This is a genomic window from Pseudocitrobacter faecalis, from assembly GCF_965231525.1.
Taxonomy (GTDB): domain Bacteria; phylum Pseudomonadota; class Gammaproteobacteria; order Enterobacterales; family Enterobacteriaceae; genus Pseudocitrobacter; species Pseudocitrobacter faecalis.
Genome location: NZ_CBDDNJ010000002.1, coordinates 3,450,491 through 3,473,864 on the forward strand (window position 1 = coordinate 3,450,491; position 23,374 = coordinate 3,473,864).

Annotated in this window: 18 protein-coding genes and 5 pseudogenes; 10 read left to right on the top strand and 13 right to left on the bottom strand. The window is 49.8% G+C overall.

Annotated elements, in window-relative coordinates:
* Positions 1-11 precede the first annotated feature (11 nt).
* Positions 12-458 (bottom strand): Ivy family C-type lysozyme inhibitor, encoded by a 447-nt coding sequence (gene ivy, locus ACOXYR_RS16915; protein ID WP_208638235.1) that lies wholly within the window; start codon positions 456-458, stop codon positions 12-14.
* Positions 459-638: 180 nt separating this feature from the next.
* On the opposite strand from ivy, the gene ACOXYR_RS16920 reads away from it, so the two are divergent.
* Positions 639-1,409, top strand: a complete 771-nt coding sequence (locus ACOXYR_RS16920; protein WP_421356588.1) for an amidohydrolase — start codon at positions 639-641, stop codon at positions 1,407-1,409.
* Between the two features lie 54 nt (positions 1,410-1,463).
* Here the strand turns inward: ACOXYR_RS16920 and ACOXYR_RS24805 are convergent, their stop codons facing one another.
* The 12 genes and pseudogenes from ACOXYR_RS24805 to ACOXYR_RS16975 form a co-directional block, all read right to left on the bottom strand.
* Positions 1,464-2,171, bottom strand: a complete 708-nt coding sequence (locus ACOXYR_RS24805) for a T6SS phospholipase effector Tle1-like catalytic domain-containing protein (RefSeq protein ID WP_421417675.1) — start codon at positions 2,169-2,171, stop codon at positions 1,464-1,466.
* Positions 2,172-3,437: a T6SS phospholipase effector Tle1-like catalytic domain-containing protein gene (locus ACOXYR_RS24810; RefSeq protein ID WP_421447821.1), complete on the bottom strand. Its 1,266-nt coding sequence runs from the start codon at positions 3,435-3,437 to the stop codon at positions 2,172-2,174.
* A gap of 101 nt (positions 3,438-3,538) precedes the next feature.
* Positions 3,539-3,889, bottom strand: a pseudogene (locus ACOXYR_RS16930) (DUF3304 domain-containing protein); the annotation flags it as partial.
* Between the two features lie 58 nt (positions 3,890-3,947).
* Positions 3,948-4,085 (bottom strand): hypothetical protein, encoded by a 138-nt coding sequence (locus tag ACOXYR_RS16935; protein ID WP_421356589.1) that lies wholly within the window; start codon positions 4,083-4,085, stop codon positions 3,948-3,950.
* Between the two features lie 365 nt (positions 4,086-4,450).
* Positions 4,451-5,260 carry a hypothetical protein gene (locus ACOXYR_RS16940; RefSeq protein WP_421356590.1) on the bottom strand — a complete coding sequence of 270 codons (810 nt, stop codon included), beginning with the start codon at positions 5,258-5,260 and terminating at the stop codon, positions 4,451-4,453.
* 11 nt (positions 5,261-5,271) lie between these two features.
* A pseudogene (locus ACOXYR_RS16945) lies at positions 5,272-6,415 on the bottom strand (type VI secretion system Vgr family protein); the annotation flags it as partial.
* 83 nt (positions 6,416-6,498) lie between these two features.
* Positions 6,499-6,916 (bottom strand): annotated as a pseudogene (locus ACOXYR_RS16950) (ISAs1 family transposase); the annotation flags it as partial.
* Positions 6,917-7,321: 405 nt separating this feature from the next.
* Positions 7,322-7,777, bottom strand: coding sequence for an XAC2610-related protein (locus tag ACOXYR_RS16955; protein ID WP_421356746.1), 456 nt, complete (start codon positions 7,775-7,777; stop codon positions 7,322-7,324).
* Between the two features lie 10 nt (positions 7,778-7,787).
* Positions 7,788-10,031, bottom strand: coding sequence for a M23 family peptidase (locus ACOXYR_RS16960; RefSeq protein ID WP_421425937.1), 2,244 nt, complete (start codon positions 10,029-10,031; stop codon positions 7,788-7,790).
* A 14-nt stretch (positions 10,032-10,045) separates the two neighbouring features.
* Positions 10,046-10,247, bottom strand: a pseudogene (locus tag ACOXYR_RS16965) (DUF2345 domain-containing protein); the annotation flags it as partial.
* Positions 10,248-10,460: 213 nt separating this feature from the next.
* A pseudogene (tssI, locus tag ACOXYR_RS16970) lies at positions 10,461-12,663 on the bottom strand (type VI secretion system tip protein TssI/VgrG).
* 214 nt (positions 12,664-12,877) lie between these two features.
* Entirely contained in the window at positions 12,878-13,396 is a 519-nt protein-coding gene (locus ACOXYR_RS16975) for an Hcp family type VI secretion system effector (RefSeq protein WP_421356608.1), read from the bottom strand.
* 683 nt (positions 13,397-14,079) lie between these two features.
* On the opposite strand from ACOXYR_RS16975, the gene tssB reads away from it, so the two are divergent.
* From tssB to icmH, 9 genes are read left to right on the top strand one after another with little or no spacing between them, the layout of a single operon-like run.
* A complete protein-coding gene (gene tssB / locus ACOXYR_RS16980) occupies positions 14,080-14,592 on the top strand; it encodes a type VI secretion system contractile sheath small subunit (RefSeq protein ID WP_421356607.1) in 513 nt (170 codons plus the stop codon).
* A 20-nt stretch (positions 14,593-14,612) separates the two neighbouring features.
* Positions 14,613-16,094: a type VI secretion system contractile sheath large subunit gene (gene tssC, locus ACOXYR_RS16985; RefSeq protein WP_421356606.1), complete on the top strand. Its 1,482-nt coding sequence runs from the start codon at positions 14,613-14,615 to the stop codon at positions 16,092-16,094.
* A 2-nt stretch (positions 16,095-16,096) separates the two neighbouring features.
* The gene (tssE, locus tag ACOXYR_RS16990) at positions 16,097-16,525 is read left to right on the top strand and encodes a type VI secretion system baseplate subunit TssE (protein WP_015965790.1); all 429 of its coding nucleotides are present in this window, start codon (positions 16,097-16,099) and stop codon (positions 16,523-16,525) included.
* A gap of 7 nt (positions 16,526-16,532) precedes the next feature.
* Positions 16,533-18,353, top strand: a complete 1,821-nt coding sequence (gene tssF / locus ACOXYR_RS16995) for a type VI secretion system baseplate subunit TssF (protein ID WP_421356605.1) — start codon at positions 16,533-16,535, stop codon at positions 18,351-18,353.
* A complete protein-coding gene (tssG, locus tag ACOXYR_RS17000; protein ID WP_350436507.1) occupies positions 18,320-19,363 on the top strand; it encodes a type VI secretion system baseplate subunit TssG in 1,044 nt (347 codons plus the stop codon). The genes tssF and tssG overlap by 34 nt, the downstream gene beginning before the upstream one ends.
* A 16-nt stretch (positions 19,364-19,379) precedes the next feature.
* A complete protein-coding gene (tagH, locus tag ACOXYR_RS17005; RefSeq protein WP_350436506.1) occupies positions 19,380-20,666 on the top strand; it encodes a type VI secretion system-associated FHA domain protein TagH in 1,287 nt (428 codons plus the stop codon).
* A 23-nt stretch (positions 20,667-20,689) separates the two neighbouring features.
* A complete protein-coding gene (gene tssJ / locus ACOXYR_RS17010) occupies positions 20,690-21,196 on the top strand; it encodes a type VI secretion system lipoprotein TssJ (protein ID WP_421356611.1) in 507 nt (168 codons plus the stop codon).
* 2 nt (positions 21,197-21,198) lie between these two features.
* The gene (tssK, locus tag ACOXYR_RS17015) at positions 21,199-22,542 is read left to right on the top strand and encodes a type VI secretion system baseplate subunit TssK (protein ID WP_421356604.1); all 1,344 of its coding nucleotides are present in this window, start codon (positions 21,199-21,201) and stop codon (positions 22,540-22,542) included.
* Positions 22,543-22,546: 4 nt separating this feature from the next.
* Positions 22,547-23,365: a type IVB secretion system protein IcmH/DotU gene (icmH, locus tag ACOXYR_RS17020; RefSeq protein WP_421356603.1), complete on the top strand. Its 819-nt coding sequence runs from the start codon at positions 22,547-22,549 to the stop codon at positions 23,363-23,365.
* The last annotated feature ends 9 nt before the right edge of the window (positions 23,366-23,374 follow it).

Genomic DNA, 23,374 nt, shown 5'->3' on the forward strand with positions numbered 1-23,374 from the left:
AAACTAACCGATTACTTAAAATTAAACCCGTCTGGATGATTTTCCAGGCTGCCGGTCAACGCCGCAAACAGCACCGTTTTGCCGTCAATAGACAACGCATCATTCACGTTCAGCCAGGTTAATTTTTCCTGTGACGTGTTTTCATCAACGGTCGAGAACAGGCCGGTCATCTGCTTAGACTTTTCAGACCACAGCACCGCCACACGTTCGGATCCGCAATCGTGCGGCTTACATGCGCTCATCACCTGATAAGATTCATCGCCCAGCGTAACGGTTTGCGCAGGGGTATATGTCCCCCCTTTCACCACCCATGCCGGCAGCTTGTGTCCTTTCACCATCTGGTTGAACGCCGCTTTGGTCGTTTCACCTTTTGCCAGGCTGCTGATAGTTACATCTTCCTGCGCCATGGCGCTGGTTGCAAAGACCAGCGCAGCGACAGCGGTTATTGCCTTATACATCATTCCTCCCGGGCTTATCCTGCCCTTGTTGTTCATCCCCTTAAGAGTGAGCGGCAAGCCTGCCAAATGCAAATCAGATATTTCCAATAAAAGCTTTTTTTATCGAAATATTCCGTAGCACGGCAACAGCCTGATAAGGTGTTAAAGTTATTAATCTCTGCAATAAAGGAGTTGACCGCCGTGCCTGGTTTGAAAATTACGCTTTTGCAGCAACCGCTGGTGTGGATGGATGGCCCTGCCAACCTGCGCCATTTCGATCGTCAACTGGAAGAGATTAGCGGGCGCGACGTCATCGTCCTGCCGGAGATGTTTACCACCGGTTTTGCGATGGAAGCCGCGAAACAGTCGCCTTCCCAGGAGGAGGTAATCTCCTGGATGCATATGCAGGCACAACGTACCGACGCCCTGATTGCAGGCAGCGCGGCACTGCAAACCGATCGCGGCCCGGTGAACCGTTTTTTACTGGTCGAACCGCAAGGCAACGTGCATTTTTACGATAAACGCCATCTGTTCCGCATGGCGGATGAGCATCACCACTATGAAGCGGGCAACGAGCGCGTGGTGTTTGAATGGCGCGGCTGGCGCATTCTGCCGCTGGTATGTTACGACCTGCGTTTTCCGGTGTGGTCGCGCAATCGCAACGATTACGACCTCGTCCTGTACGTCGCTAACTGGCCCGCACCGCGTTCCCTGCACTGGCAGGCGCTGCTGGTCGCCCGCGCGATTGAGAATCAGGCATACGTCGCAGGCTGTAACCGTGTCGGCACAGATGGCAACGGCCACCACTACCGCGGCGACAGCCGGGTGATTAACCCGCAAGGCGAGATTATCGCCACCGCCGACGCGCATCAGGCAACGCGCATTGATGCTGAGCTGTCGATGACGGCGTTGCGGGAGTATAGAGAGAAGTTTCCGGCATGGCGGGATGCGGATGGGTTTGAGCTGGGGTGATTAGGCACTACATGTTTACATTTTCCCGGTCTCCAGACTCTGAATCTTAAGAACTTAACCTCGGCGCACAGTTTTCGATTCCATCCAATAAATGACCCGGTTTGTGGGCTGAGCGCCAACAACTTCGCCATCTGCCGAGATTTGTTTCAGCTCTTTATTAGCCTCATCACCGAAGTAAATCATGCGGTAGCGAAAATGACCGCCCCAGGGTTCGCGTCCACCCAGCGAACTTTGCATAAACCAAGCGCGGGAGTCATGAACCTGGTCATCATAGAGAGCCAGTAATTCAGCGCAGGGCTGAGTACGCGTTGCCGTTCCCAGTGAATCAATAAAAAATTGTGGATAGAATCCGTCTCCCATAGCCTTAATTTGTTGATATTCCTTTGCTTCATCATCGCCATTAATCAGATACACCGGATATTTAGGAATGACATCCACAAGAATCTGAATGGCTCTCTCCGTGACGCTGCCGTTAATATCGCGCGTCCATCCTTTATAATCGCTCTGAAATTCTCGGGCTGCCTCTCGCAACTGGTACTGAGCGTTCGTCGGGTCAAGGATAGGTATGCCCTGATTACTTTCATCAAGTGTGCCATTGCCTTTCTGCTTGTTCGCCCGTTCTTTTTCGATATTTTCCATTTGTTCTTCGCGCGCTTTGGCCTCTTTATCAAGTCCATCTTTATCCAGTTGTGGCGCCTTAATATAAAAAGGTTGTACAAGAAGACTGTTATTAGCATAGCGACCGATACGCCAGGCGGTGATTCAGCCGATCTGGTCACTAATTGCGCTTTCAAGAACCAGGGCAAGTTGATAGGGGTGATAACCCTCCCTCGTATCAATCATTTCTTCTGTACCCTGCAAAGTGGTGTTCAGCAGCGTTTGTCGCCAAATGTTGAAGCGTTTTGTTAGCACTGGGACAATATCAAATTCGGTAATTGATGAAACAGACATAGATCTTGAGGGTGAAATATCTTTTATCATACTGGTTATGAACGATGGATGTACTGATAATGGCGCTCCCGCATCAAACGCCGCAAGATACATATCATGCAGAGCAATTTGAGAGAGAATTTCATCTGGACCTCCACAGGACTTCCCCTGATCGCAAACGGGATAGCCACCACCGACATCAGAGTGCATCCCCGGATAGATAACTTCCTCTGCATATAAAGGATAATTGCCGTTTGGACGACGGATTGAATCCAGCGGGAAGCACAGCCGCTGCTCATGCGCGGCAACGAAGTGGCGGCAGCATTTAATCAGGCCGGGAAACTGCCTCTCATCAGGGAGTTGCTGAGTACTATCAGCCCATCCCATATGACCGGCAGCGCCCGGCAAAACATGCGCCGCCCCCACAGAAGCTACGGTATCCAGCAGCCCCAAAAACTCAATACTGATAGCTAAACCGGCCAGCATCACCTGTTGCCTCTGCGGGCAAGCTAACTGAGTCAACCAGTTAACAAAGGTTCGAGCTTCCGCTGCGCTACGGGAAAATCCGTAGATAAATAGCTTTACGTTTAGCAGGCGCGGACTGGCTTGTTCTAACTGCCCCTGTAATTTTTCCAGGTAGGGGTTAATCACATTGCGACGATTCACCTCACCAGTCATCGGCCAGTGAGCGCGCATAAGAGGAATGTGCTCTTTTGCCACCTTCTCATTCAGCCCATTTTGGGTAGTGTCAAAAGAATAGCTAAGAGCATCCACGAGGCGTAATAATGCCCAATTAATTCGATCTTCACCACCAGTAGCGAACTCCAGACCATTGTTGCTGTAATCCATTTCACCTATCTTGGGAAATGGTGTGCCTACACCAGGTATGTAATAGGAAAAATACCCAGCATTACGGTCTTTAATACTTGCGTGGAATAATTTCGCAATATTAGTAGGATGGGAGGCTTTTGTATCGTTATATTCATTATTATTTGTACCATCAAAAAGCAGACTAATATGAAGACTTTGACTACACGTAAAGCCAATTCTAAATCCAGCCTGTTTACTACAGTTGGTTTTTGAGCTCTTCAGTTTTATTGATTTGTTTTAGGTAGTTCGCGTTTACCTGCGCTTCAGATAATATTAATCGCCCATTTTCAGGAAACGCTGGGGGGCATAACACGGAAAAGCCAGACCACTTATTTCACTGGACATGTTGCTGGTTCCCTCATCTTTCTGGGTTCTTTGATGGGATAATTCGGCGTACCATACTTCTGGCAGACGGTTGTCACTTTAATCTGATTACACGTTAGAAAATGAACGGTCAGGCTACAAAGCTCAGCGCCGTATTCCGGGATATCAACAACTGTTGAATATTTTCTAAAACTGTTTAGCGCAACTTTCTTCCATGCTTCAAATTTCTCCCTGTCCTTAAAGCCTGGAGGCAGAGGAGTTGTATTTGGATCAACCTCCCACTCAACCCGGGCTTTTAATCCAGAGTGCCACTTATCTGGCAGCATAACGCAACAATATCCTCCACCGTCAGCGTAAAACGCAGCCCTTTTAATGACATGATGACCTCCCTGGTATTGCTACAGGAAAAAGTAATTAACCGATGTTGACCGTGCCGCCACCAATAACCACGCCGCCGCAGTCAATGGCATCCCCCATACTTTGACTAACTTTAATTCTTACAACACAAATTTTACAAAACAAACAAATATGAGGAAAAACATTAATATTCATTATATAAAATTCATTCATGACTATTTTTAGAGAAAAAACATCTATTCACTATCACAATAAAAATATAACCTAATGAAAAACACCCCCCCATAAGGGAAACCCGAAGAGGATGTATTGAAAACCACTCAAAAAACAAATAAGCAATTCCCAGTAAAAAAATCGTAAAACTTAGCTTTACCGGCATAAACGTTGCAGCCAATAAAACCGGAGATGCAATTAAAATAAAAAAAAACGAAATAAATATCATTCCTACATTATTGTGTGCAGATATCAAAAAAAAATGCTCGTAGATAAAAAATATAAAACTGTAACCATTCGTCATTACAATTACAGAAAAGACAAAAATAAACATCTTCAATATAAATTTATTTTTCATTCCAGAGACCATAATTCTCTAATTCCTCTTCGGTAATACTTTCCCCTAAGATCTTTGCGCTCACTTCTCTAGATGACTCAACGACATCTACAGCCGGGTATGTTTCCCCTGAATTTTTCGTACTATACGTAAATTTTTTGCTGGCATACAGAGCACCTCTCAAAACAAAAAAATTATCGTACTCATTAGTTGCGTCAATATTGTGAAATAACGCATCCCAAGGTTTTCCTGTAGCCCAATTAATGCCAGTATTAACTGTAGCCTCAATGGAATGAAAGGTTCGATATGCACCCACTGCAAACGGAATTTGGCCTATAGCATCCGACCAGTATGGAATATTTTCTATTAAACATAATAAAAACCCAGCACCTCCATCAGGAACTGATTTCCAATCACCAGAACCTCCACTTCGATATGACAGTAACGGCCTGTCTACCAGAGAAAACTTTGCGATATCCCCCCACGAGAATATTCTATAGGCCATTTTAATGTAATCTTCATTATTGACATACAATAACTCACGGTAATTATCTGCTAATGGTTCGAACCATTGATATTCAAATTTATCGTATAAATCCTGGGCTGTCATGATTTTGAAAGAATCGCTTTCACTACCTCTCAAAACGAACAAAACATCTGCATTCTTCCTTGTAATGATTAAAATGTTTGGCACTTCTACTTCATGGGGTTTGTCGTCAATTACAGGAGTTGTATTCCCTTTTATACACAGTTCCGTCTTTTCGTCCTTTGTTGCGATAAGATAGGATTTTCCATCGACTTCAAGATTTAATTTTCTCATTGAACCGTCTCTCATCTCACGAAGATCCAGTATTCAGATTCGGTATCACTCTTATCGATATATCCATTCGTACCTGAGCCGGAAAGTAATACCATGCCTTCAATTGTTTCAACTCTAAAGTTGACGTCAGAGGAAAAATGAAGCTTTCTATCGAAGTACTGAGTTATTGTTTCTATCTGCAATATCTCATTTGCCCTGCCCGGACTCCCCCCGCCGTTCAGATTTATCTTCGGCCCCACTATATCCACGCCGCCAGAGTGTATCACCACGAACGAGCCGCCCACCTTCAGGCTTATCCGGCTGCTGCTCTCCAGCACGATATCCCCGTCCACCTTTATCCCCAGCGCGCCACTCACCTTCTCCGCCAGGTCACCCTTCACCTCCAGGCTGTGCTTCCCTTCCACCAGGCTGACGTGGTTCCCCGTCGTTTTGTGCTCCTGCTTCCCTTCCACCGTCACCTTTCGGTCATTTGCCACGTACAGACCGTCATCGTGGCTGACGTTCACCCGCCGGTCGTTCGCCACCTTCAGCGTCTGGTCATTGCGCACCGTGATGCTCCGGTCATGGGCCACCGTGATGGTCTGGTCATGTCCCCTTCTTTTTTGTGCCCACCGTCACCGTCTGGCCCAGCCCCACCGTGATGTTCTGGTTGTTGCCGATGGTCTCCGTGTGGTCATGCTTCACGTCCGTCGTCCGGTCGTTAAGCACCGCCGTGTCCATGTTCTTCTGCGCGTGGAGATACACCTGCTCACTGTCCGTCGCATCCTCGAATCGCAGCTCGTTAAAGCCGCTGCCCTTGTACGTCTTTGACCGGATGGTCATCTGCGTCTTCGTCCCCGGCAGGTCGCCCGGTGAACGGTTATCCTCGTGGTAGGTACGGCCCGTCACAATGGGCTGGTCCGGGTCGCCGTTCAGGAAGTCCACTATCACCTCCTGGCCCACGCGCGGTATTGCCAGGTTGCCGAACCCCGCGCCCGCCCACGCCTGCGACACCCGTATCCAGCATGAACTCTCCTCCGTCATACCGTGATAACGGTCCCAGTGAAACTTCACCCGCACCCGGCTCCCGTGCAGCGCCTGCGGCTGTTCTCCCAGCAGCGTGCTTCCCACAACCTGCCATTCCCGGTTCAGCGTCCCTGAGGAATGGCCCGTCATGTTTTCCACTGACTGTTATCCTAACAGGCCAGCTTCAATACCCACGGCACACCTTCATTCGACTTTTCTTGTTTTTTTATCTACCCAAGAACAACTCCATTCTCTGAGGAAAAAACACTGACCATATAGATCACTCCTTTCCGTTTTACTTTGTCGTAGGAGTCTCTTACTGTTTTTCATCTATTGCTATAATTTCTCCATCTTTTATTTCATAGCAAGAGTTCATCCAGTCAATAAACATTGACCGAAATGCTTCTCTGTCTATATTGCTAATGGCTCTGACAATTGGGTCATGAACCGGAACCCCGTTATCAAAATCACCATATTTCTTTGGTCAGTGTAACCGCTGCCCCCAGGTTTCAATATCCTCCCATTCATCAGAACCGGCAATGAAAGCGCATATAGTGAGCAATAAAATATCTGACAAGTTATGCCTTCTTTTCATGGCTGATGATAGTCAGGAATCATAGAAATAGAATCCAGTAAATTTTTAATATTAATATGCTGTCCCTTTGCTCGAATCCTAATGATTTTAGCGGTTAAATTTCAACCGAGATAAGAAGCTAAAACCAGAAATTCACGTGATATGCATTATAATATTCACGATCCCGCCCTGATCGTTCCCCCAGTGCTCACTACCATGGTTCTTTACCACAGTTGCCAGGGTTGTTTAGGACCGACTTCCGACAGCGGATTCCGATGGGCTAGCCACCATCTCTTCACAAGCTTATGTTTATAAAATGCAAAGTGTTCCGTTTTGCATCTTTGTGCCTACGTCACACCGTGATATTTCACTGTATCTAAGAGCTATAAAGTTTTATTTTTCTCCACACTTCGACCACTTTTATGATTTTTCGATTAAATATTTCTTGAACTCTCTCCCTCACGCTTACATCTCGAAAGCGATTATTTAAGACTTTTGAGGGGGATGGAGCATGGCTTTGGAATGTTATCGTCATAAATCATATTAATCAAATCATGACCTTCAATCCTTAGGTTAACAAAGTCATCGCCACATGTAGGCTTTATCTCTTTGAAATTTTTATCAGGAGGGGAAAAGATAAATAACCTATAGATTTTATAAGTGCCCATTCCCTCATCCAAATGCCAAATACTAAAATCCTTATAACCATCACGATTGTAATCTTCAAATGTAATGTGATTTTTTTTCCCCGAGGATACATCAACGTTTTCTAGATTAACCTGCTTGCCGGCATCTAGAACTGACACTACCAACGAATCATTACCTTTCAGTAAAACCTTTACAGAAATATTTTTTTTACTATTAACATATAAAACATTAGCATCACTACAAAATACAATTTTTGTAAAAATGAACAAAAAGAAAAATGCATATTTCATAGTAATGCCTTTATGATTTTGTTAAATCTACAACAATGCGAGACTTTCCAGCAGGACTTACGCTGACCGTGGCGTTAGTATTTACTTCATCCATCAAATAAAGTCCTATAAATTTTGAGTACGCTTGCCTTTCATAGTATCCATTCGCCCCTCCATTAACCAAACGATTAATTAATCCAACATTGTCTGCAGTAAAATGTTCATCTGCGACTCTGTTCATTGATGTTTTGTGTTTATAGATTTTTGAAACCCAATAAAAGCCACCAGAATCACAAGCGTTGTATGAATCTTCAGCCACGATATCGGGATCAAATCTTGGAGACCATCGAAACAAGGTACCAGCATCATCGGGATGGGCTGTATAATGAGTTGAGATGGCAGTAAGTCGAGGGGCATCAGGGTATAATCTATCAGTATATAAGCCTGAATGATTTGGAAAATTTCGGTATTCACCGTAGTTTTTATACAGTCCAGCCCATGTAAGTTGCATGATCCCTCTACCATAAAAAACAGTATAATACTCCGTGGCAGGATTCGCTGAGTTATAGCGACCAAACCCCCACTCATGCAATAGCCTTTTACTGCCACCTAAATCTCTCCACTGAGCAGTTTCTAGTAATGTCTGGGGTAGGAAAAATGATATTCTTTTCTTATCCCCTCCAATATATTTTCTAATACTTAAGTTCAATGATTTATAATGCAACTCAATTCTACTTTTAGCATCAGCATGATTTATTGAATACACGCTTGCAGGCTGCTTTTGAGCAGTTCTAGGGTTGCCACTTGATGAATAAAATAAATACTTCGGAAATGTGGCAGCTAGCTCATCTAAACTCATCCAATTACATTTTCTAAAATTTTCAATGAACCCACGCGGATCAAAATACCACAGTCTTCTGCTTCCAAGAGATCCTGAATCAAAACATAGCGCTTCTACGTGCTGTTTGAACTTGCCATAATCCTCATCATTCATCAGAACGCGGTCCTTTTTTCCCTGCGTCCCCGGAACCTGCCATATAGCCGTTTTTTCCGGCGTACACTGCTCCCAGGGCAAACCGGTCATCAGCCATTTATACCTGGTATCAATTGTGCTTTTTTCCCACTCAAACGGTAAGCAGCAGATAAGCCTGTTGCTTTGAGCCTCAAACCTGCCCTCTTCCTGCAACTTTCTGATGATCTCCGAATTACACTGACTGTGTGTATCGTTGTCGTCATCAACCAGCAGCCATCCTGTCCAGTGGGGGAAATCTGCATCGCTAAACTTTTTAATATCAGGAGCGGCAAGATTTACCACCCCCGTTCCACCTGGATAACTGACTGTCATCCATAATGGTGCGTCAGCCGGAACCAGCGTTTCATTTTCCGTATTGATAACCCGGCCAAAACGAAGCAACTCAAATCCGGCACTGGGGCTCTGTTTATAATTCCGCATAGCGGTTTTATAAAGATTATATTCATAATCTTCACCATCGGCGTTAACCAGCGGCTCGCCCAGCAGATCATACTTCCCGTCAGTCTGCATATTCTTCTGTCGGGTCACCATCGTACAGTTGCCTTTTACCAGGTTCATGCTGACATACAGAGGCGCACTACTGGTATACAGCTCAGAAAGCCCGCCCAGGGAAGTGCTGTTATTTGCGGGGGCTTTATCGTAAAACGTTGTTCCTGCTGGCAGATAAAAATGGATATCACCGTAAACCGCATCAGTGCGACCATCTTTCGAAATATCCAGTTCCTTCGTTTTTCGTCCCGTCAGTTTACTGATGTTGGCATCATCGCAGAAAATCTGGAAGTGAAATTCATTCTGGCCGTCAGTCATTCCGGAAGAGCCAAGTGGGTCTTTCCGGTAAATTTTGGCGTCAGCTTTTATCTCTGCTTCCAGAAACTTGAGATGCATATACAAAGAGTAAAAAACGACCTTACTGTCTTCTCCGGAACCTATTTCTGTCTCATGTTTCAATAAAACATAACCATCATCCGTCCCTCTTACAGCGGCATACTTCAATGGAAACTGGTCTCTTTTTTCTGGCGGAGACGGCTTGCGGAACGACACCACGGTCCCGTCAGCGATTGCCCTCACTTTCTCCGCTGCTGTGCCTGTATCAGTATGCGATATATGTATGCCCCCATGCCAGGACGCTGATGCATTGAGAGGATATCCCCGGCGAGCATTGACAGGCATCATCGCTTCAATCCAGTCTGCGTCAGACTGAGTCGCCTCTTTATCTCTCAGAAACGGAGGACTGATAATCATATGTTGACTCCTTGTCAGGAAAAGCTGAAGTTACTGGAAGGTTCGGTCGTTTCAGGTGCCACATTCGGGAAGTCTTTTGGCTTATTGGCCTTATCTTTTCGCCCGTAATGCCCGGTTTTGGTCTAAAACTCCCCCTGAGTGGCAGACTCAATACCATTGGCATCAAGCGTGATATAACTTCCGCTCCCCGTTAATCGTGACTTTTTTCTTTGTCATAGTCAGATGAATACTTCCGTGACAGGACTGCCCTGCATTGACAGGGAAGCCCCTCTGTGTTTCTGAGGGCATCATCCGGTTCACCCAGTCAGCATCATTTTCAGGGTTTGAGCGCTCACGTAAAAATAGTGGGATGATGATCATTTTATAATCCTTTATTAATGTAATGAACAATGTTGCAATGGTGTGATATACATCCGGATAATATTGTTGTTACGAAAACATAAACCTGACTACTGATTCTTCACTTTCTGGCTCATCATGTTCTCCTGAGTCATTACCACTTCCGGAACGATCACTTCCTCTGCGCTCAGCCGGGGCAGACGCCGAATCCCCCTCATCCGCCAGAGCTTTTATTGCAGTTGGCTGCAGCGTCGATACTGGCGTCCCCGTACTCCCCCCGCCGTTCAGATTTATCTTCGGTCCCGCAATGTCAACCCCTCCGGCATGTATCACCACGAACGAGCCGCCCACCTTCAGGCTTATCCGGCTGCTGCTCTCCAGCACGATATCCCCGTCCACCTTTATCCCCAGCGCGCCACTCACCTTCTCCGCCAGGTCACCTTTCACCTCCAGGCTGTGCTTCCCTCCACCAGGCTGACATGGTTCCCCGTCGTTTTGTGCTCCTGCTTCCCTTCCACCGTCACCTTTCGGTCATTTGCCACGTACAGACCGTCATCGTGGCTGACCTCCACCCGCCGGTCGTTCGCCACCTTCAGCGTCTGGTCATTACGTACCGTGATGCTCCGGTCATGGGCCACAGTGATGGTCTGGTCGTGGCCACCGGCATTTTCCCTGCCCACCGTCACCGTCTGGCCCAGCCCCACCGTGATTTTCTGGTTGTTGCCGATGGTCTCCGTGTGGTCATGCTTCACATCCGTCGTCCGGTCGTTAAGCACCTCCGTGTCCATGTTCTTCTGCGCGTGGAGATACACCTGCTCACTGTCCGTCGCATCCTCGAACCGCAGCTCGTTAAAGCCGCTGCCCTTGTAGGTTTTTGAGCGGATGGTCATCTGCGTCTTCGTCCCCGGCAGGTCGCCCGGTGAACGGTTATCCTCGTGGTAGGTACGGCCCGTCACAATGGGCTGGTCCGGGTCGCCGTTCAGGAAGTCCACTATCACTTCCTGGCCCACGCGCGGTATCGCCAGGTTGCCGAACCCCGCGCCCGCCCACGCCTGCGACACCCGTATCCAGCACGAACTCTCCTCCGTCATACCGTGATAACGGTCCCAGTGAAACTTCACCCGCACCCGGCCATGTTCGTCGCAGAAAATCTCCTCACCCTCCGGCCCGGTGACAACGGCACTCTGCGGGCCGTCCACCTTCGGCTTCGGCAGGGGCTGTGAGCGCCAGGTCCGGTCTGCCGGGATGACTGTGATATGGTTACTCAGCGTCGTTCCCTGCCCCCGGCTCCCGTGCAGCGCCTGCGGCTGGCTCCCCGTCAGCGTGCTGCTCACCACCTGCCACTCACGGTTCGGGTTCGCTCCCTGTACCGGATGCCCCGTCAGGGTGAACCGCCGTCCCGGCCACAGCGCCGGGGAGTTACTGATGCCTGTGGCGGTTTCAGCACTGTTACGCAGCCCTTCCAGCCGGTAGCGGGTGAAGTCCTGACCGTGCTGCTCGTCCTTGTAGCGCCCCGGCCAGTCCAGTATTTTGTACTGCGTTAACTGCCCGTTGAGGTTTTCAGCATCCTCAATGTAAATACCCGGCCAGTCCGGCACCTTAAACGTGTAGTCTTTTGAACGCACCTGCGAGGGGCGCACCTGCGCCTGGTAGCGGAACAGGCTGATACACGCCGTCGTCACCTCGCGGGTGTTCGGGTTAAACGGTATCTCACCGTACACCGGCAGGCCCGCCACATCATCGCAGAGCGTGAGCGTCTGCCCCGGGCTGTCGTCAGCGTATCTGTCATAAAAGAAAATGCCTTCCTCCGCCCACAGCCGGGTCAGAAACGCCAGGTCGCTTTCACCGTACTGGACGCAGAACTCCCGGGCCGGGTGGCTCTCATAAAAGCGCGGCGTCCACTGCGTCACTCCGTCCTCGTTTAACAGCGTGGCGGAGATGGCCTGAATGTCCTGCTGCTGGAAGATACGGTAGTTCTGCCGCAGCCCGCTGCGCCACAACGGCGGGCGTATCTGAAGGTGGTACTGCATCTGCCAGCCGTTGTGCTCCTTCATGCCGAACCCCGACACCACACCGCTCACATAACGCAGCGCCGTGCTGCCCTGCCAGATAGTCAGCACGGCCCCTTTTCCAGCAGCTTCTCCGCCGTCTGGCGGAACGAGTCGCTGGCGACATCCACATCCAGGACAAACGGCGATGAGTATGCCTGCGTGAGGCGGAAATCCACCACCGCAAACGTCTCCGGCACCAGTCCATCCACCGTCAGCGTAAAGCGCAGCCCTTTTAATGACATGATGACCTCCCTGGTGATGACAGGAAAACAGTGAATACCGGCACATCACTGTGACAGTACGGTGTTACGCTTGCATCCAGGCACGCTACCGCCGAAGTATCCGGCATCGCCATCTCCCATAGATAAAACGTAACTCTTTACTGACACTGCTTTTTGTTGACGGTACAGACAAAACAACACTCTGCCCGTAAGGGCAGAATGTTGTTGGTTTCGCTTAGGCTTCCAGCGGCGCACGCCAGTCATCAGCACCAGAGGTACCTGACTTCACGTGTTCCCACTCGATTTTGCGGTAGGCCAGAGAAACTTCTAGCAACTGGGTAAACTCGCGTTTCGCCGGGTCCTGGCAGTGCGGCATATGAAGTTTCATATCCACAATTGTCGAGTCGGTCAGGCGGGTGGTGAAATAATGCTCCTGTTTGCCTTCAACAGAAGTACGCCACCAGTGCAGTTCGGTTTTCGGCAGCATTTCACCGGAAGCCAGCGCGTTGTACAGCAGCGGGACGGCTTTATTCAGCGCCACCGTAAAGATGAATGGCTTGTGAGCACGCTGACCGGAAGGCTGGCCGGATTGAGGATCGGTAGGGACTGTGACTTTATGCAGGAACTCCTGAACCAGCATTTCATCTTCATGGCCCTGGACGTAGATGTTACCGACAGAATCCGCAGTGAAGGCACCTGCGGTGATGTTCCCCTGGGTTTGACCTGTAATTGAAATGTAACATGGTGTTGGCATTTACGAACTCCTTGTGAAGGTTATTAATAACTACTTAACGATAACCTGCCGTGTATTCCCGACAGGCTGATAGCGAAACGGCTCACACCGGGAACCTTGCTATTTTTTGTATTCGGGTGACAGGTGAGCTTAATGAGTGTCGCCCGTAACAAGCATTTTTAAATTTATTAAATAATGCATTCAATAAATATTAATATCATGAATGCATGTACATGTGCTTTTTCTCATGATTTACTTCATACAAAATAATAGACATTGCTGAATCATGAATAATATTATATTCATCATTTCATAGGCTTCTTAAATTATCATTTTGATATTTTTAAGGATCTCCTATAAGAACTCCCTCATCATTGATACCCCAAGCAAATACATAGACAATTAACTATTCCCAAAAATGATGAAGAGAAAAATAATAATTTAAAATCAACATGTTACATTAACACTTATTACAGAGAACCTGCTCACCCCGCGTCACCACTGGTGTCTGATGGTTTTTTTGATATCTATTACCGAACGCAGAATACCTCTCTTTAGAACGGAGAAAAAGTACTTTTAAATTTTATTTCAACGCGTAAAATGCATTGTGATTGACGTGTGGAGATCACTATTTTTACCGCCACTGGAGCGGCATTGCCGTTATTTTTTAGTACGGATTATGCTGCATTCATGGCCACAACCAGATGGACCATTGTTATGAGCAGCCAAAAAATGGCGGCAGCGTTGCCCCAAAAGAGCGAATTAATATCAGGTATGATTCGAAGGTAAATAACCAAAATGCGGAAGTGGAATTGCCCCTTAATTTGCTGGTTACCGGCAATCTGAAGGGCACCACAGATGATACACCACTGGATGAACGCCAGCCAATAGCTGTCAACCGGTACAATTTTAACGCCGTGCTGGAACAGGCGCAGATTGAACGGGAATTTACTGTGCCGTCAGCACTCAGTGAGCACCCTGATGCACAACTAAATATCAATCTTAAAGTGAAATCGCTGAATGATCTGTCGCCGGACGCTATCGCCGCCCGTGTACCAGAAACGAAGAAACTTCTGGAACTGCGTGAAGCCCTGGTCGCCCTGCGTGGCCCGATGGGAAACATGCCCGCTTTCCGCGCACGGCTTAAGGCGTTGCTGGATAACGAAGAAAGCCGTGAAAAACTTATTGCTGAGCTGGGCCTTGCAGGCCGGAAATAACTTTGTACAAGGATTTCAGTATGTCAGATACCTTAACGGAAGCATCAGTTTCCACCCCTTCAGTCGACGGGCCCTCCCTGCTTGATGAAATCATGGCACAGACACGTTTTAAGCCAGAATCAGAAAGCTATGGCATTGCCCGTCAGGGTGTGACGGCGTTTATTACCGCGTTGTTGCAGAATGACGATGAGGCAGAATCTGTCGATATTCTGGCAGTGAATGCGATGATTGCTGATATTGATACCCGCGTGGGACATCAGATGGATCTGATACTTCATGCACCGGAATTTCAGGAACTGGAGTCGTTCCTGCGTTCTTTAAAGCTGCTGGTAGATCGTGCAGATCCCCGCGAAAACATCAAAATCCATTTGATGCACGCCACTAAAGAAGAATTGCTGGATGATTTTGAATTTTCTCCAGAAATTACCCAGTCAGGACTCTACCGCCACGTATATTCGAGCGGATTCGGCCAGTTTGGTGGGGAGCCGTTTGCCGCCGTCATCGGTAACTACGCCTTCGATAACAGCGCCGCGGATATGAAACTGCTGAAGTATATCAGCGCGGTCAGCGCCATGGCTCACAGTCCGTTCCTGTCCTCTGTTTCTCCGGAGTTTTTCGGACTGGAATCATTCACGGAACTGCCTGCCATTAAAGATCTTGCCGCTATTTTTGAAGGTCCTGGCTATACCAAATGGCGTTCACTGCGCGAATCGGATGACTCCCGCAACCTTGGCCTGACGGCACCGCGCTTTCTGCTGCGTCACCCCTACGCACCGTATGAAAACCCGGTAAAAAGTTTCAACTACCATGAAGATGTCAGCCAGAGCCACGAAAACTATTTGTGGGGTAACACAGCGTTTTTGCTGGCGGCGAATATGGTTGAAAGTTTTATTTCAACCCGCTGGTGTCCGAATATCATCGGTCCGCAGAGCGGCGGTGCAGTAAAAGACCTGCCTGTGCATATGTATGAGGCTATGGGGCAACTTCAGTCCAAAATTCCGACTGAGATCCTTATCACGGATCGTCGTGAATATGAGCTTGCAGAACAGGGATTTATTACGCTGACCATGCGCAAAAACAGCGATAACGCCGCATTTTTCTCTGCAAACTCGATTCAAAAGCCCAAAGTGTTTCCCAACTCACCGGAAGGTAAGAGCGCCGAAACCAACTACAAACTCGGCACTCAGCTCCCTTATCTGTTCATTATCAACCGGATAGCGCATTACCTTAAGGTACTGCAACGCGAACAGATTGGTTCATGGAAAGAGCGCTCAGACGTGGAAAGAGGACTCAACACCTGGATACACCAGCTTGTGGCCGATCAGGAGAATCCACCTTCAGAAGTGCGCAGCAGAAAACCACTGCGTCAGGCGAAGGTTGAGGTGACGGATGTGGAAGGCGAACCGGGCTGGTACCGAATAAAACTCGCCGCGCGTCCTCACTTCAAATATATGGGATCTGATTTTGATCTGACGTTGGTGGGCCGCCTGGACAAGGATTAATGATGTCAGTGGAACGGGAATATCCCCTCAGAGGGAGTCTTTTTGAGCGCATACGGGAGGCCGCAGATCCGTCATTGCGTCGGCGTTCAAAGGAGACATTACTGCGCTCTGTGCGCCGTAACCTGCACAATGTGCTCAATACCCGTTCCGGGAGTTGCCACGGTTCACCGGAGCTGGGGATCACCGATTTAAACGATGACTCCCTGGCATCCAGTGATTTCAGAAACGAAGTCCAGAACGCAATTAGCGCCTGCATCCTGCGCTACGAACCTCGAATTTCCGAGGTGAAGGTCATGGCCGCCGCTGAAGATAGCTATGCCCCGCTGGAACTGCGCTTTCATATTCTGGCGTATCTGAATTTTAGCAACAGCCAGGATGTGCTGGAGTTTGACATTCTGCTGGACACGCATCAGCACTGGTTAGTGGAGTAACCCCCCGATGGCCTTCGAAGAACGTTATTACCGCGAAGAGCTGGATTACCTGCGTCGGCTGGGTAAATTGCTGGCAAAGGAAAAACCGCATCTTGCCCATTTTCTGGCCGAGAAAGAGAGCGATCCAGATGTCGGACGCCTGCTTGAGGCATTTGCCTTCCTTTCCGGAAATCTGCGACAAAAACTGGAAGATGAGTTTCCGGAATTTACACACGGGCTAATCAATATGCTGTGGCCCAATTATCTGCGCCCGGTTCCGGCGATGACGATAATTGAGTATCGCCCTAAAAATGAGCTAAAAACGCCTGTGCAGGTAAACCGTAATGAACTGATCAGAACACGAACCAGCCATGATGTTTCTTCTCCTGTTCAGGACGTGCTGTCTGATGACGATGCCATACCGCTTCCTGCCTGCCACTTTACCCTGACGCGGGATATCTGGCTGCAACCCCTTTCTGTCCGGGATGTACGTAACACCAGCACCCTCAAGGAAGGCATTATTGAGATAGATTTTATTACCGAGGGTAAGGTTTCTCCTGCTGAACTGGATCTCAATAAACTCACTTTCTGGCTGGGTAATGAAGATGATTACACTCGCCACCAGCTTTACCTGTGGTTCAGAGAGCGTCTGATGGATGCTGAACTGGTGGCCGGTGAATATCGTCTGCCATTACCGGCACTGTGGCTGGACGCGGCGGGGTTTGAGCGGGAAGATGCACAGTTACCGTGGCCCAAAAATGTTCACAACGGTTATCGCGTGCTCCAGGAGTATTTTTGCTATCCGGAAAGTTTTTTCTTCTTCCATCTACGGGATGCTGCATCGCTGCCGAAAGATTTTCCGGTTCGGGCCTTTACGCTGCGCCTGCACTTTAACCAGCCGCTTCCGGTCGATATCAAGTTACGTAAAGATTCCCTGCGCCCCTACTGTACGCCTGCGGTGAATTTGTTCGCGCATTATGCCGAGCCAGTCAGGCCTGATGGCAGCGCGCCACAGTACCCGCTTCGGGCCAGTCAGCGGCACCCTGATTCCTACGATATCTTCCGGGTAAAATCGGTTTCCAGCAAGGTTGCCGAATCCGCTAATGGTCAGCAGTTCCGGCTCTGGCCCGAATTTGAAGGTTTTCAGCACCAGATTGAATACAGCCACCAGCGTGAAGTGGTGTACTGGCATCACCGGACTAAATCGTCCCTGTTTCACCGTGGTCTGGATCATTCTGTTTCTTTTGTTCATGCCGATGGTAGCCTGCCGAATCGGTCCCTGATGGATGGTGAAGTATTTACGGCCTCGCTGGTCTGCACTAACCGGATGCAGCCTGTTTCCCTGCACACGGGTGATATCTGTGTGGCTGTTAACAAAAACCCGGCCGTCGCTTCTTTCAGTAATGTTACGCACCCGACCCGCCCGCTCTATCCAGTGACGGATGGCGACATGCACTGGTCGCTGATTTCCTGCATGAACCTGAACTATCTCTCGCTGCTGGACAGAGAGTCGCTGGTTCAGGTGCTTCGCACGTTTGACTTACCCGGTATTCATCATCCACAGCAGGCCCGGCTCTCTACGCAGAAACTGGACGCTATTGAGAGAATGGAATCCCGCCCGGTTGATCGCCTGTTCAAAGGCGTGCCGGTTCGCGGTCTTTCCACCACCTTGTGGATCAATCCCGATCCTTTCGTCTGTGACGGGGAAATCTATTTACTGGGGTCAGTGCTGTCGAACTTCTTCGCCCTGTACGCCAGCATCAACTCATTTCACTGTCTCAAAATCATTAACACGGAAAGTCAGGAGTCCTGGGAATGGCAGCACACAGGTCAGCACGCCCTGATGTAGGGGAAACAGCTTTCCCTCCCGATGTGCGCGGGATGAATTTTTATATGCTGATGGAGTCGCTGTACCGCAGGTATGGCGCGCCGAATCAGGAGCCGTCCCTGCGTACTGAACCAGAGCAGGAAGTGGCGCTGTTCAAATCGGATGCCAGTATTGCTTTTCCTTGCAGTGATTTGAGCACACTTGAGCGCAGCGATTCCGGGCAGTTTACCCTGACCACAAAATTCCTTGGCTTCTCCGGCAGTCAGTCACCGTTACCGGGATACTACCTGGATCGGATGGCGCAGGAGTCTGCGCAGAATGAAGAGGGGCTTAAGGCATTTCTCGATCTGTTCAGCCACCGCTGGACGCAGTTTGCTTATCATGCCTGGCGCAAGTACCGCTATTACATCTGCTTTCGAAACGGTGGAACCGATGCATTTTCACAGAGAATGTATTCGCTGGTCGGGCTGGGCAACCAGAGTGTACGCGACAGGCTCGCTATCAATCACAGCAAGATGCTGGCCTATGCCGGGATACTGGCAACGCCGGGGCGCTCGCCGGATGTGGTGTGCAACCTGGTCAGCCACTGCTTTGATCTGCCGGATGTCAGTATAGAAAGCTGGCAGTTGCGCAAAGTACCTGTTGATCCCACCCAGCAGAACCGCCTGGGCGTGCGTAATCCTAAAAAGAAAACTGCCGGGTATGTACCAGGACGTTCAGTCATTGGCGTGAATTTCACTCTCGGTTCGAGAGTGCCTGATCGTAGCGGAAAGTTCCTTTTGCGGATCAGTAAATTGTCAATGCCGCGTTATCTCTCTTTTTTACCCGACGGTGAAAATCACAAGGCGCTGACCCTGTTTATTTCCTTTCTGTTACGGGATCAGCTTGCCTGGGATCTCCGGCTGGATCTGGCTCCTGAGCAGGCAAAAGGAATGCGGCTGGGTGATCGCTCCCGCTCCTGTATCGGGCGCACAGCGTTTATTGGTCAGCCGAAAGTGCCGCCGTCCGTCACTCTCCACATCAGGGATTAATTTTATGGAATTGCATATGGCTGAAGAAAAAACTTCCTCTTCCGTTCTCTCACTGACATTGCAGGTGATGAACGGCAACGAACTGGAAAGTGGGCGCGCTGCAAAATGCCTCTTCACTGCTGATGGCGGAGATATCGGCAATCTGCCTGAAGGCCACTGGCCAGTACAGGACAGGGCGGGTTCTGTTGCCGGTCGCGCCTGCCGGGTGATTTTACATGATGGTGCATTTTGTCTGAAGAGTCTGATGCCGGGACTGATGATTAACCAGGCTCCGGTTGCCCAGGATGCCGGGCTGGTGCGGCTGCGCCAGGGTGATGAAATCACGCTCGGCTCACTGGCAGTAAAAGTATTTATCCATGAAGGCAAGCTGGTGAGCTATAGCGAACACATGGCCGCACCGGAAACCATTGTCAGTAACCGCGACCGCCTGGAGGATGCGCTGCTGACAACGGAAGGCCAGCCTGCCTATCCGGGAATGCCCCTGCGTCACCAGCTTGCGGATACCGTGGTTAACAATTTCTCAGCCGATCCCTTGAAGGCGATCCAGTCTGAAAGCCTGACCATGGCGGGCGGTCCACTTTCGGGGATCGTCCCCGAACGGTCATCCACTTCTGTCAGGGATAGTGTGATAGATGTACCGTTTATGGACCTGCCCCCCGTATATCCCGACCCACAGGAGCGCCATGATGAAACGGCTCCCATCACAGATATCGCACAGCTCCATCTTGCCGTGACGCCATTGTTGCGTGGTCTGGGCAGCTCGCTTGCTGTGCGTAACTCACAGGATGCGGATCATTTTCTTGAAGAGGCCGGACGAACCCTACAGGCAGCAATAAAAGGCCTGCTCGATTTACAGCAGCGCCGTAACAGCCTGTCGGATAAACATTTGCGCCCGCTGGAAGATAATCCGCTGCGCCTGAACATGGATTACGCCACCGCGCTTGATGTGATGTTTGCAGAGGGCAAAAGTCCGGTACATCTGGCGGCCCCCGCCGCTGTCAGTGAAAGTCTGCGCAATGTCCGTCACCACGAAGAGGCTAACCGGGCGGCGATTGTAGAGTCGCTCCGCGTGCTGCTGGATGCGTTTTCGCCACAAAGTCTGATGCGTCGTTTTGTGCAGTACCGCCGGAGCCATGAACTGCGCCAGCCTCTGGACGCAGCTGGAGCATGGAAAATGTACAGCGATTATTACGATGAATTGGCCTCCAGCCGACAACAGGGTTTTGAGATGCTGTTCAATGAAGTCTATGCCCAGGCCTATGACCGGGTACTTCGGGAAAAACAACGGGAGCCGGAAGCATGACCAGGCGTTATTTACGCGCCTGCATGATGGTGATGTTTTTCAGTTTCACCCTGACAGGCTGCGAGACAGTGAAAAAACTCAGCCAGGTCATAAAGAATCCGGACATTCAGGTCGGGAAACTGGCGGATCAGACGTCAGAGGTGACGATCACGTTGCTGACCGAGCCAGATACCAATACCAATGCAGATGGCGAAGCAAGTGCCGTAGATATACAGCTGGTGTACATGAGCGACGACTCGAAATTGCAAGCTGCTGACTATGACCAGATCGCCAGTACGCCGCTGCCGGATGTGCTGGGTAAAAACTATATCGACCACCAGGACTTTAACCTGTTGCCAGACACTATCAAAACCCTGCCGCCAGTGAAGTTGGATGGAAAAACGCAGTTTATTGGAATTGTGGCCTATTTCTCTGATGACCAGGCCACTGAGTGGAAACAAATCGAAGCAGTGGAAGGTTCAGGCCATAAATACCGTTTGCTGGTGCATGTACGGCAGAACAGCATCGAAATGAAAAAAGAGGAAAACTGACGATGGCGACCATGAAAAACAGGGTGATCTGGTACGAGGGATTGTTTGCCCTGCCACAGCACTTTCAGCAACAGCAACGTAATCAGGAATATCTGCTGAACCAAAGGCTGAACGCACAGGATGATTTTGCCTGGGGATTCACATCGTTGTCGATCAATACCGAGCTGCTTGCCCAGGGAAAACTCATGCTTGACGGCGCGGCTGGCTGTATGCCGGATGGCACCGTGTTCAATATCCCCGAACAGGATCAACTCCCTGTCCCGTATCAGCCAGTTGACCTTTCCAGGCCCGGAAGCCAGGACATCTATCTGGCTTTGCCGGTCATCAGCGATATTACCTGCGAAATAGAGGGACGGCAGAGCGCCGGTCAGGGAACGGAACGTTACCGGCTGGCCCGCGCTGATGTTCGCGATTTGCACTCCGATGGCGGTGACGTGCAGCAAATCGAACTGGGGCAACTGGCCCCCAAAATCGTCTGCGGCGCGGATGACCTGAGTGCGATGGTGACATTACCGTTATGCCGTATCCGCAGTCAGCAGCCCAATGGTGCCCTGGTGCTGGATGACAGTTTTATTCCCACCTGCCAGGCCATCCGGGTAAGCCCGATACTGAACGGGTTTGCCGGTGATGTGCAAGGGCTTATCAGTAACCGCGCCAGCGAACTGGCAAAACGCATAGGCTCCCCGGATCAGAGCGGGATTGCTGATGTGGCCGAGTTTATGATGCTACAGATGCTTAACCGGACGCAGATGCACTTCACGCATCGCACCCATCTGCATACCCTGCATCCGGAAGCCTTTTATCTGGATCTGGTTCGCCTGCTGGGCGAGCTGATGACGTTTACGGAAGACAGCCGTCTGCCCTGTGCGGTTGATGTATACAATCACCGGGATCTCACAAAGTCATTCAGGACGGTGATCCCGGAGCTACGCCGGGCGCTCAACACCGTACTGATGCCGCGTGCGCAGAACCTGCCGCTGGTCTTCTCGGACGGGTTTTATGTCGCCACGGTTAACGATCCCACACTGTTGCAGTCCAGCACCTTTATTCTGGCAGTACGTGCGCGGATGCAGCACAGCCAGCTTATCCACCAGTTTACTCAACAGTCAAAAATTGCCGCAACCAACAAAATCCGCGATATGGTCAGCGTGCAGGTACCCGGTGTACCTCTGACACCACGGACCGCCGCACCGCGCCAGTTACCTTATCACGATGGCTATGTTTACTTCGAACTGGACAAGGGCGCAACAGCCTGGCAGGACGTAATAAAAGCCGGGGCGCTGGCACTGCACATTTCCGGCTCGTTCCCTGAACTGAGCGTCCAGTTGTGGGCGATAAGAGGTTAAGGCCATGAGCGAGCACTCTGTTTTGCTCCCCGATGGGGATGACAGCCTGGATACCGTCGCCCCACCGGAGTGGGAAAATGCATCTTCGCATGATTCGGGTGAAAGACACTACAGCCGCCAGTACCGTCTGTCTCTGCGTGGCAACAGCATTAATCAGATGATTGATGCAGCCACACCGCTACTCGGCATGGTAATGCGCCTTTCAACCATGCACAGCCTGATGATGCCGGAGCACCTGTTCAGCCAGGTCGTCACGGATATTCAGGCGGTGGAACAGTTGCTTCAGGAGCAGGGCTATGAACCGGGCGTTATCGTATCGTTTCGCTACATCCTCTGTACTTTTATTGATGAAGCGGCACTCGGCAATGGCTGGTCAAACCGAAACGAGTGGATCAAGCAGTCACTGCTGGTTCATTTCCATAATGAAACCTGGGGCGGCGAGAAAGTTTTCATTCTACTTGAACGCCTGATCCGCGAACCAAAGCGTTATCAGGATTTGCTTGAATTTCTGTACCTGTGCTTTTCGCTGGGATTTCGCGGGCGATATAAAGTCGCGGTACACAATCTGGACGAATTTGAACGGATATACCGCCGCCTGCACCACGTCCTTCACACACTACGCGGCGATGCGCCTTTTCCCTTATTACACCAGGACAAAAAACCCCAGGGCGGGCGTTATCAGCTCATAAAACGCCTGACCATAAAACACGTCTTGCTGGGAGGCATCGTGGTACTGGCATTGTTTTATCTGTTCTACATGCTGCGTCTGGACAGTCAGACGCAGGATATTCTGCATCAACTGAACCGGCTGCTCGCCAGGTAAGGACACAAT